Source organism: Synergistaceae bacterium (assembly GCA_021372895.1).
Classification (GTDB): Bacteria; Synergistota; Synergistia; order Synergistales; family Synergistaceae; genus JAJFTP01.
In genome coordinates this window covers 1-7,033 of sequence record JAJFTP010000090.1, presented here as the reverse complement: position 1 = coordinate 7,033, position 7,033 = coordinate 1, and the positions used below count along the sequence as shown (strand labels likewise).

The following is a 7,033-nucleotide window of genomic DNA, read 5'->3' as shown; positions in this document are numbered from 1 at the left end:
CATCGTCGTCCACAAGGTCGTATACCAGCTGCCGTGAAGCCTCAAGCCTGGCATCGGCCTCGGGGCTGATTTCGACCTCAGCGCGTCCGACCGCGATCTCCCGGAGTTTTTCCAGGTTTAAATCGTTGCCTGTCAGCACTACCTTTCCCATTGTCATGCCTCCGATCTTTAAGAAAACCACGAACCAATTCACCAGCTCTGATTATAATTGCAGACGGGGGCTCTGTCCGTCCCCCGTCTGCAACTATATAGAACCGTTAAACTTATTCTTCCACTTTGTCAACAAAGAACACCTTTATAAAAGCTATAACCTGTATCACAAAGATGAAGAGCACTACGAACCCTGCGGCCGCGGCAAGCGCCTTCACTCCGTCCACGCCCTGCGCTCCGCCGCCGTATGCCGCCATTATGATGGCGACTATGCCGACGGATATTCCCCACAGCGCCTTGAGTTTTGCAGGGGGCTCAGTGCCTATCGGAACGTCCCTGACGCACATCGAGCCGATATTGGTCAGGGTGGCGTCCGCACATGTGATGAAAGATACCAGGATAATGAGGATATTTATGGGGATGACGATCACTCCAAGCCCGAACGGCAGATTCTTTAGGAATTCCCACAGCGCCATGACAGCGCCGCCGCTGTTGATCGCGCCTACGAGGTCCGCGCCTCCCGTCATCTGCATGTGGATCGCGCTTCCGCCCCATATCGAGAACCATATGATGCCGAAAACGGACGGCAGTATCCAGTTGACTACCATATATTCGCGCACCGTCCTTCCGTATGAGAGCATGGCAAGGAATATGCCCGTGACAGGCGCGTAGCCGACCCAGAAGGCCCAGTCAAAGAGCGTCCATGAACGTGTCAGAGCCTCGCCGCCTATGTTGATCGGGTCAAGTCCCCACAGCCAGAAATTGTGCATCCACTCCGCAAGTCCGGCAGTGCCGATCCTGACTATGAAAAGCGTGGGTCCGGTCACCAGAAGCAGCGCAAGCAGCCCGTAATAGAACCATGCATTGAGGCTGCCGATGACCTTGAGCCCCTTATCGAGTCCCACGTATGATGAAAATGTGAATACAAAGATTATCAAAGCGCCGATACCGATAAACAAGGGCAGGCTCTCTGTGATCCCATAGGCTCCCTTGAGTCCTGCTATTACGAGTGTTATGCACATCGTCAGCCCTGTGGCAAGGCCTATTGTCAGCGCCAGCATAGAGAGCGTGTCGATCACCGCCGAAGATGAGCGGCTTGCCACGCGTTCGCCGAAGAGCGGTTTGAGTGTTGCGGTCACGGTCAGGCTGTCTTTCTTGTGATAGTAGATGTAGGAGACAAGCAGTCCGCAAAGTGCGTAGATCGCGTATGGGACGAACGTCCAGTTATAGAAACATCTTGCGATCGCAAAAATAGCGGCCTGAGGCGAAGCTGCGGGGATCCCCAGCTGGTTGAGCTCTCCCCATATATTCCCGTAGTAGATTAGCGGCTCGTTGACTCCCCAGGTCACGATCCCGGTGGCGATCCCGCCGGTGAGGGTCATTGCAAACCATGTGGCAAAGCTGTATTTCGGCTTGGCATCTTTGCCGCCGATCCTCATTTTCCCCAGCTTAGAAAAGGTCACGACAGCGACGAGTACGACGCTTGCCATGATGGACAGCTGGTACAGCCAGCCGAAGCTGTCGAGAGACCAGAAGAAGAAAGAGTTGCTGGCCTTTGTGAGAGCATCTTTGTTTACGATCCCGACTATCGCGGCTATTGCCACCACGACATAGGCAGGAAGGAATACCTCCCACCGTATCCCCTTATTGATTTCGGCTGCGGGTTTCTTCTGTTCACTTGCCATTCTATTTTTCCTCCTCATAAAGCTGAAATTATGGCCGTTATCGGCCATCCGGACCCCTTACTTGAAAAACTCCCTGCCGCAGTTCAGACGACCGTCTGTCCTGATATCGCGGCAACTATTTTTGCCGGTGTCAGCGGCAGAAATGTCATTGAAGTGCCCATAGCCCTGTTTACTGCGTTTGCTATTGCCGCAGAGACTGGGACGGTGGAGATCTCCCCTATGCTCTTGGCTCCGAAGGGACCGCCAGGTTCGCCGTCCTCTATGAGGAGCACCTCGACCTCCGGCATATCGGGCGCGTTGATGAGGTGATATTTGTCGAAATTTCTTGCTCCGGGCCTGCCGTCTTTGTCGAAAGCGAGCTCTTCTGTGAGTGCCATGCCTATTCCCATCTGCACCCCCCCGTATATCTGGCCCTCTGCAAAGCTGCGGTTGATACACTGCCCTATATCGTGTACGGCAAGGTATTTATTGATTTTGACCAGACCTGTCAGCTTATCTACGATCACCTCCGCAAAATGGACCCCGAAAGACGCCGGATTCAATTCCGGCCTGTACTCCGTATGGGCCTCTATCGAGACTCTGTTTTTCAGCATGATCTCAGCGACGGCGTCGCCTATCTCCGCAGTCCGGCCGTTGTATGAAAGTTTACCGTTGATCAGGCGCACAGGGGTATCCCAAAGCTTTGACGCCTCACTGCAGAGCAGTTTTACCGCCTCTTCCGAGACGAGCCTCGCGCATTCGCCGCAGACATATATGACCCTGCTTGCCTGGCATCCGGTGTCATAGGATGTGTAGTTCGTATCTCCCTCCGTCACCGTTATCTTTGAAATGCCGATCCCTGTGACCTCTGCGACTATCTGGGCCATCGCAGTTGTCGAGCCGCTTCCGAGCTCATGTATCGACGTGCGCAGGACAGCGGAGCCGTCTTCTGATATCCTCAGCGACATCTGCGTATAATCGTGATATTGCGTCCTGTAGTACCCGTTGCCGTGAGTGCAGCAGGCAAAGCCGGCTCCCCTCATAAACCTTCCGCCTATGGCCGCAGGTGTCCTGCGGGCCTCCCAGTCAAATGCGGCGGCGCCCTGTTTCAGGCATTCAATGACCCTCGCTTTGCCGATATTGGCTCCGCCCGAAGGGTCTTCTTCAAATTCCCTCATGAGGTTCTTAAGCCTGAACTCCATAGGGTCAAAGCCGAGCCTCCTGCATAGCAGGTCCGTGTGTATCTCCGTTATCGTGTGTATCTGAGGTGAACCGTAGCCGCGGCATGCGCCCGCCGGCGTAGTGGATGTACGCACGGTTTTTCCGCTGAAACTGAGGGCCGGGATCCTGTACAGCCTGGATGTCTTCTTGCCCATCGCCATCATGACTTTTTTTGTGCCCGTAAGATAAGCTCCGGCATCGACGAGCAGGTCGAAACGCCTTCCGAGTATTAAGCCGCTTTCGTCGACGGCGGTTTCAACTTTACCGATGACAGCGGCCCTTGTGCGCGTGGATATGATCGTCTCTTCCCTGTCCGTGTTTATAAAGACGGGCCTTCTGAGCCTCCAGGCGGCCCATGCGCAGAGGACCTCGAAGACAACTTCCTGCTTCCCGCCGAAAGTGCCGCCCATGTTGACCTTGACCACCCTTATCTTTGACAGGGGCAGAGGCAGCACCTGCGCGATGGCATGCTGCACCCCGAATATTATCTGGCATGGCGTGCGCACCTCTATGACATTTTCAGGGCGCGGTATGGCGAGGACGGAATGAGTTTCCATTGCGGCGTGGTGGATCTTTGGAGTGGAAACGGTATCCGATCCGATGTGTGCGGCGGTCCTGAATGCGGAATCAACGTCTCCATAGCTGAAACTGCCCGTGAATTCCCTGATCCCGTCTTCGTGGAGATCTCCGGCGCGGTCGGCTGCCGTATGCGGGTCTGTTACGGCAGGTAATATCTCATATTCGACCTTTATGAGGTCTTTCGCTTTCCTTGCTTTTTCCTCCGTGTCGGCCAGCACCAAAGCGATCCTGTCTCCGACGTGTCTTGCATGTCCGGTCAGAACGGTCTCATCCCTATGGTCATTCTGTCCGGAGAACCATTCGCCGCTGTTGTACTTATTCTGCGGGGCGTCCAGATATGTAAGTATCTCGACCCCGTCGGTCTGCTTCGCTGCGGATGTGTCTATCGATTTGACGACGGCATTCGCATAGGGGCTCAGCAGAAGGACTCCCGTAAGGGCATCGGGGAACCGCTCGTCTGCAAGGTAGTTATACCGCCCCTGCACCTTATCCTTCCCGTCGGCGCGGAGTATCCTTTTGCCGATGTATTTGAAGCGCCCGTTATTCGCCGTACTACTCTCCATATTGTTCTGCCGCCTTTCCCCTTACGGCCAGCATGGCTAGGATATCTTCGCCGAGTCCCTGTATTGCGGACTTTTTATATGGCAGCGTAGACCTTCCGGGTATCATCTGCTCCGCGAATCCGGCCAGGGCTTCTTTGAAGTTCGCCATGCGGTCCGTGCCAGGCTGAGCCAACGCCTTTTCAGCATCGCGGCATCTCTTGGCGGCAGTTCCGAGCGTGCCTACATAGACGCGGACATCGGAGAACAGACCGTCCCGGCAGCAGAGGGAAACAGCCATATTTATGCGCGCGATGCTCACTTCGCTGCGGCTTCCTATTTTTTTGAAGGCTGAGATGTACCCCTTCCTCAGCGGGATGTTAAAACCCGTTACCACTTCGTCGTCTGAAAGGGTATTCACGTTCGGTGAAGCCGAAAGCACATTTTCGACCCGGATGGTCCTGGCCGCTTTCGGCGAGACGATCATCACCGACGCATCCAGGGCGGCCAATGCGCAGGGAGTATCGGCCGCCGGCGACGCATTTGCGAGGTTGCCTCCTACGGTCGCCCTGTTGCGGATCTGCACGGATCCCATTACGGAGGCTGCATCCGACAGCGCGGCGCCGTACTGCCGCACAAGACCGTTAGTGTGGATGGAGCTCATCGTCTCCATAGCGCCGACCAGCAGGCCGGATCCCGTGAGCCTTATGCCGCGAAGTTCCTTCAGGCGGGACATGTCGAATACGACGGAGCTTTCGGGCAGAGATCTGCGGTTCCTGATGAGCCAGTCGGTCCCTCCAGCCAAAAGGTGTCTTTCTGATGCACGATATTCATTTATGTCTGCCAGAAGATCATCGATGCTTTCCGGCCGGATAAGTATCGTCATAGCGCCTGTTTCCCCCTGATGTGCGCCGCGGCGGTCTCCACAGCGTCCACTATCTGAACGTAGCCGGTGCAGCGGCATATATTGCCCGCGAGGGCCGTCTTTATCTCATCCCTGGATGGAGATGGTTTTTTTAAAAGCAGCGCCTTGGCTGACATTATCATGCCAGGAGTGCAGAACCCGCATTGGACCGCATCGCATTCAAGAAACGACTGCTGGATAACGTCGAGCTCCCCGTTTTCTTCCAGCCCTTCCACAGTGGTTATATCATGGCCGTCGGCCTGTACTGCCGGCACGACGCATGAGCAGACCGCCTCATTGTCCATGAGCACCGTGCAGGCGCCGCATTCCCCTGCGCCGCATCCCTCTTTCACGCTGACAAGCCGGAACTGATCCCTCAGAATGTCGATCAGGCGCGATGTAGCCTCGACTTCCGCGGTCCTTGTCCTGCCGTTGACCGTCAGTTCTATCTTCAAACCGATCCCCCCTGCCGGTAAATCATATATTCACGGTATAATTGTATTGTCTCTTTTTCAATTTATAAGTTTATACTTTACGCGTCAATGGACCGTCAAAATATCAGATACCGGTGTAGAGGCTGTTGGGCAGCGCTGTTTTGACGTTTTTTTGACGCTTTGCGCAGCCGGAGGATCGGTGTTTTGCGGTTGTTGGCATGATTACATACATCGCGGACCTAAAAAAATCGGAGGTTTTACTTTGGCGCTGTTCCTGCATTTTCTGGGCAACCCCTATATAGAGCTTGACGGACAAAGACTTGTTTTCACCCTGCGGAAGGCAGAGATGATGATCATATATGTCGCTTTGAACGGATCTGTCACCAGAAACCAGCTTAAGGCCGCATTCTGGCAGGATATGAGCGGCTCCCAGGCATCCGCTAACCTCAGGAACGCGCTTTATCTCATCCGTAACGCGATACCTGAATATATCGATATCGACAGGGATCAGATAACTTTGAAGAATTTTGAAGACGATGTGTCAAAGCTGGCTCAGATCACCGACCCTGATATTCCTATGCCGAAAGATATTGAGGAAGAACCGCTGAGGGGGTTCTGCATCGCTGATTCAGATGAATTTGACGAGCAAGTCGTCGTAATACGGCAGTCCATCAGGCGCAGGATAACATCATGGCTCAGGGCCAGGATATCATACTGTTACGAAAAGAAACTGCCGGTTGAGCTTAGCGGCTCTCTGGAGGTGCTGCTGGCAATTGAGCCGTATGACGAAGACTCGGTACTGGAGCTGATGGAGGTCTACTGTAATATGGGCCAGCCCGCAAAGGCCCTGGTCCTTTTCAATGCCTACTCATCCAGGGTCTGGAACAAACTCGGCATAACGCCGTCTGAAAGAGCCAGGGCATATTTCAGAAAAATTATCATAAGCGCAGAGCCGGATAAAGATAAAGAGATGCATGGGGAAAGCGGAGAAAAATTCTGGTGCAGGAAGAACGAACTTGCACTGCTGCTTGACTCGCTGACAGGCGCCGGCGGGCAGAACACAGCCGTATACGTCTACGGAGAAGCCGGCATAGGCAAGACGGCGCTGATCAACAGGGCGATATCGGTGCTGGACCGCACCGGCACCCTTGTTTTATCCTCCAGGTCCTGCGTCGTCGGAGAAGGTTATCCGTATTCTTCGTGGAATAATATAATGACGCAGATAGGCAGGGCATTGGAAGAAAACAATGATTATCCCGGCCTGCACGCCCAGTCTGTCCTGTCCGGCATATTCCCCGGCTTCCTCAATGACAGGCGCCTTAACTATAATGTGGATGTATCCCTTATGACGGAGAGGAACCCTATCGTCATAAGCGGGATGGTAACGGACTTACTGCGGCGTATTTCCGCAAAGAGGAAGGTGATCCTGGTATTCGAGGACATCCATTGGTTTGACAGCCAGTCGCTGGAGCTGCTCACGGCGTTTATAAGCACCGTAACAGTCCCGCTGGACATCATAATATCGGGAAGGCCCGAGTCCTC

Annotated in this window: 5 protein-coding genes; 1 reads left to right on the top strand and 4 read right to left on the bottom strand. The window is 54.3% G+C overall.

All coding sequences use genetic code 11. The annotated features are described in order from the left end of the window. Window positions 1–263: 263 nt before the first annotated feature. The 4 genes from LLF78_08095 to LLF78_08080 all read right to left on the bottom strand — a co-directional run bounded on the left by LLF78_08095 (window position 264) and on the right by LLF78_08080 (window position 5,512). Window positions 264–1,835, bottom strand: coding sequence for a BCCT family transporter (locus LLF78_08095; protein MCE5202455.1), 1,572 nt, complete (start codon window positions 1,833–1,835; stop codon window positions 264–266). An 83-nt stretch (window positions 1,836–1,918) separates the two neighbouring features. Further along, the gene (locus tag LLF78_08090; GenBank protein ID MCE5202454.1) at window positions 1,919–4,177 is read right to left on the bottom strand and encodes a molybdopterin-dependent oxidoreductase; all 2,259 of its coding nucleotides are present in this window, start codon (window positions 4,175–4,177) and stop codon (window positions 1,919–1,921) included. Beyond that, window positions 4,167–5,039 (bottom strand): FAD binding domain-containing protein, encoded by an 873-nt coding sequence (locus LLF78_08085; GenBank protein ID MCE5202453.1) that lies wholly within the window; start codon window positions 5,037–5,039, stop codon window positions 4,167–4,169. Before LLF78_08085 ends, LLF78_08090 begins: the two co-directional genes overlap by 11 nt. Beyond that, window positions 5,036–5,512 (bottom strand): (2Fe-2S)-binding protein, encoded by a 477-nt coding sequence (locus LLF78_08080; GenBank protein MCE5202452.1) that lies wholly within the window; start codon window positions 5,510–5,512, stop codon window positions 5,036–5,038. The genes LLF78_08085 and LLF78_08080 overlap by 4 nt, the downstream gene beginning before the upstream one ends. 241 nt (window positions 5,513–5,753) lie before the next feature. Between LLF78_08080 and LLF78_08075 the strand changes: the two genes are divergently transcribed. After that, on the top strand, window positions 5,754–7,033 hold a 1,280-nt coding region (locus LLF78_08075; GenBank protein ID MCE5202451.1), incomplete at its 3' end, for an AAA family ATPase.

Bases quoted from the DNA above. Each gene is read 5' to 3' on its own strand.
- LLF78_08095 (MCE5202455.1), bottom strand. From the start codon at position 1,835: ATGGCAAGTGAACAGAAGAAACCCGCAGCCGAAATCAATAAGGGGATA.
- LLF78_08090 (MCE5202454.1), bottom strand. From the start codon at position 4,177: ATGGAGAGTAGTACGGCGAATAACGGGCGCTTCAAATACATCGGCAAA.
- LLF78_08085 (MCE5202453.1), bottom strand. From the start codon at position 5,039: ATGACGATACTTATCCGGCCGGAAAGCATCGATGATCTTCTGGCAGAC.